Annotated in this window: 5 protein-coding genes; 1 reads left to right on the forward strand and 4 read right to left on the reverse strand. The window is 64.2% G+C overall.

Annotated features, from left to right (window positions below; translation table 11 throughout):
- Positions 1 to 3: 3 nt before the first annotated feature.
- The 4 genes from QZ266_RS10200 to QZ266_RS10215 form a co-directional block, all read right to left on the reverse strand.
- The gene (locus QZ266_RS10200; protein WP_295694772.1) at positions 4 to 1,077 is read right to left on the reverse strand and encodes a Glu/Leu/Phe/Val dehydrogenase dimerization domain-containing protein; all 1,074 of its coding nucleotides are present in this window, start codon (positions 1,075 to 1,077) and stop codon (positions 4 to 6) included.
- A 119-nt stretch (positions 1,078 to 1,196) separates the two neighbouring features.
- The gene (locus QZ266_RS10205) at positions 1,197 to 1,787 is read right to left on the reverse strand and encodes a uracil-DNA glycosylase family protein (RefSeq protein ID WP_295694775.1); all 591 of its coding nucleotides are present in this window, start codon (positions 1,785 to 1,787) and stop codon (positions 1,197 to 1,199) included.
- On the reverse strand, positions 1,774 to 2,046 hold the full coding sequence (locus tag QZ266_RS10210) for a DUF3253 domain-containing protein (RefSeq protein WP_295694777.1): 273 nt from the start codon (positions 2,044 to 2,046) through the stop codon (positions 1,774 to 1,776). Before QZ266_RS10210 ends, QZ266_RS10205 begins: the two co-directional genes overlap by 14 nt.
- Positions 2,047 to 2,052: 6 nt before the next feature.
- Positions 2,053 to 2,478, reverse strand: coding sequence for a PaaI family thioesterase (locus tag QZ266_RS10215; protein WP_295694779.1), 426 nt, complete (start codon positions 2,476 to 2,478; stop codon positions 2,053 to 2,055).
- A 154-nt stretch (positions 2,479 to 2,632) separates the two neighbouring features.
- On the opposite strand from QZ266_RS10215, the gene QZ266_RS10220 reads away from it, so the two are divergent.
- Positions 2,633 to 3,294 (forward strand): DapH/DapD/GlmU-related protein (locus tag QZ266_RS10220; protein ID WP_295694782.1); only part of this gene is annotated, 662 nt, incomplete at its 3' end.

Here is a 3,294-nt window from a genome sequence, read left to right on the forward strand (position 1 = left end):
CGCTTAAGCGGCCTTGCCCAGCTTGGCGGCGCGCTTTTCCTCGATGCGCTGACGGGCGATCTCGTCGGCGATGAGGTTGGACGGGCGGCCTTCGCTCTCGGACTGGTCGAGGATCTCGCCCAGCGTGTTCTCGAGACCGACCAGCTTGCCCTGGACCCATTCCGGATTGAAGTCGCCGGCAATCTCGCCCATCACATTGATGATGCCGCCGGCATTGAGCACATAATCCGGTGCGTAAACCTTGCCGCGCTTGAGGATTTCAGCGCCCATTTCGCGCGTGGCCAGCTGGTTGTTGGCGGCGCCGGCGATGATCTTCGCCTTGATGCGGTCAATCGTGTCCGGATTGATCACCGAGCCCAGCGCACAGGGTGCGAAGACATCGACATCGAGCTCATAGATGTCATCGAGCCCGACGATGGTGGCGCCGTGCTCGGCCTTGAGACGCTCGAGACCATCCTGGTTGATATCGGTGATGAAGAGCTCGGCACCCGCCTTGGCCAGATGGCCGGCCAGATAGGCACCGACATGGCCGGCGGCGCCCTGGATGGCGACCTTGACGCCGGACATGTCCGACTTGCCCAGACCGCGCTCGACGCAGACCTTCATGCCGCGGAACACGCCCTCGGCGGTCACCGGCGACGGGTCACCCGAGGCGTCCTTGCCTTCCGGCAGACCGACGACATGCTCGGTCGAGGCGCGCACGGCCATCATGTCGTCCGGGCTCACGCCGACATCCTCGGCCGTGATGTACATGCCGTTGAGGCTGGCCACGGCCCGGCCAAAGGCCTCGAACAGAGCGCGACGGTCAAAGGAGCCTTCCGGCTTCATGATGACGGACTTGCCGCCACCAATCGGCAGGTCGGCCATGATATTCTTGTAGCTCATCCCCTGGGACAGGCGCAGCACGTCCTGGAGCGCAGCCTCCGAATTGGGATAGGTCCACATGCGGCAGCCACCGCAGGCGGGACCGCTGACCGTGGTGTGGACACCGATGATGGCTTTCAGCCCGGTGACTTCGTCGGTCGCGAAAAGAATTCTCTCGTGATTGTCGAAAGACGGATGCTCGAGAACGCTCATAGGCAGCAAACCCTTTTGTTCAGCTGATACGGCCGCCGCTTGCGGAGCCGCGATTTCGGGCGCCGGGATACCCTTTCAGAGGACAACACACAAGCGCTCGAAAACACCCCGAAACGTGGTCACGGTAACAATTCTTTTATGCGGCACCGCAACATCGGGAGAATTATTTCCCCAAACCAGGGGTTTTTGCGCAACCAACCACTATTCCGCCATGAGGGATGGGGGAGCGGTAGAAAATCAGGCCCGAAACCGGCCGCATGACGCACGGTTTCGGTCAGCGTCTTGTGCGCCTGCGAACCCAGCCAGAAGCGCTGGGCATACTGGCCGACCAGCAGGGTCAGGCGAATACCGGGCAAGGCCTCGCGCACCCTCTCCTGCCACAGCGGCGCACATTCCCGGCGCGGCGGCAGGTCACCGCCCCTGTCGTCCAGGCCCGGGAAGCAAAAGCCCATCGGGACAATGGCCAGCTTGGCCGGGTCGTAGAAATCCGCCTCATCGATCTGCATCCACTCACGCAGGCGGTCCCCGGACGGGTCGGTGAAAGGCTTGCCCGAGGCGTGGACGCGGGTGCCCGGCGCCTGGCCGACGAGGAGGATGCGGGCATCCGGATGGGCCTGAATGACCGGGCGCGGTTCATGCGGCATGGCATCGGCGCAGACCCGGCAGGCGCGGATATCCGCGAGAAGCGTGTGGAGATCAGGCGCGGCCAATCCGCCAGACACCCTTGAAACTCTCCGGATCCTCGACCGGCTTGCCCTTGCGCAAAATGGTCACCTTGCCCGCTTTGGCCAGACGGATGGCCGCCTGCCGGACATGGCCGAACTTGCGATTGAAGCGCTCCGGATCAACCGCCTTGGCGACATCGGCGGGCGAGATGGAGCGGCCCTCCGGTGCGGCCGCGACAAGACTCAGAATGGCGGCCTCGATCGGATCGGGATCGGTGAGCTCGGTTTCAGGCGTTTCGGTCATGCGGGTTCAGCCATGATGTTGCTTGGGCGGCAGGGAATAGGTCGCGCTGGCCTGGGCGATCAAGTCATCCGAGCCGCCAGCGGTGATATCACAATCCGTGACCGCCAGTCGCGACCCGAGTTTCAGCAGGCGGCAATGGCCCACCACCGGTCCGGGCGGGGCCTTGCGCAGGAAATTGATGTTGAGATTGGTGGTCACCGCCAGCGCCTGTTTTCCGACATGCCCCAGAATGACGGCATAGGCCGCGAAGTCCGCCAGGGTGAAGAGGGTTGGGCCCGAGACTGTCCCGCCCGGGCGCAGATGCGCGGCCTGCGCTTCAGCGCTCACAATGGCGCGCCCGGCTTCGATCCGTTCAATCCCGAATCTGATCCCGCCCTGATTCCATTGCGGGAAGACCTCGTCGAGATAGGCCGCGACTGCCGCGGCATCCATGGACACGCTCAAACCCATCATTTCCGCCGGTCCGCCGCCTGCACCACAGGCGAGACAGGACCGCTCCCTTCTTGTCTCATGCAGGTGAAAGCTTTGCCGTCGCCGCGTCGTGCGGCAAGTTGCGGGCACAGCCGCCAGCCAGACGGGACACCCCATGCGCCGCGATCACCGCCCCTATTGGATGCACCGTTTCTGGGAGCAGTTCGAGAATGCCTGGGCTGGCCATTTCCTGGCCCCGCACTTCGCCGAGATCGGCCGCGACCCCAAGATCGTCCTGCCCTGGGCGGTCGAGGTCTTCGGACCCAATATCACCGCCGGTGACCATCTCCACATCATCGCCAACAAGCATGACCCGGTCCGCCTCACCGTCTGGTCACCGCAGACCCAGTCCGGCCGGATCAGCCTGGGTGATCATGTCTTCCTGGCGCCGGGCACACGCATCCTCGCCGCCGGCGAGATCGAGATCGGCGATGCGGCCCTGATCGCCAACAAGGTCACGATCACCGATTGCGACTGGCACTCCATCCATGACCGCGTCGACCCGCAGCCGGACTTCAAACCGGTCAAGCTGGGCCGGAATGTCTGGATCGGTGATGGCGCCTTTGTCGGCAAGGGGGTGACCATTGGCGATCATTCCGTGGTCGGTGCGCGCTCGGTGGTGACCAAGGATGTCGAGCCCTGGACCATCGTCGCCGGCAATCCGGCACGTGTCATCAAGCGCATCGACCCCGACGCCCCGATGAAAACCCGCTCCGACCTGTTCGCCGACGTCGAAGGCCTCGACCGTTTCATGGACACCGCCTACCGGCAGTCGCT

Source organism: uncultured Maricaulis sp., from assembly GCF_905480005.1.
GTDB lineage: Bacteria > Pseudomonadota > Alphaproteobacteria > Caulobacterales > Maricaulaceae > Maricaulis.

What these genes read in the sequence shown, in the direction of transcription:
- QZ266_RS10200 (WP_295694772.1), bottom strand. Translation starts at nt 1,077, where the DNA reads ATGAGCGTTCTCGAGCATCCGTCTTTCGACAATCACGAGAGAATTCTT.
- QZ266_RS10210 (WP_295694777.1), bottom strand. Translation starts at nt 2,046, where the DNA reads ATGACCGAAACGCCTGAAACCGAGCTCACCGATCCCGATCCGATCGAG.
- QZ266_RS10215 (WP_295694779.1), bottom strand. Translation starts at nt 2,478, where the DNA reads ATGGATGCCGCGGCAGTCGCGGCCTATCTCGACGAGGTCTTCCCGCAA.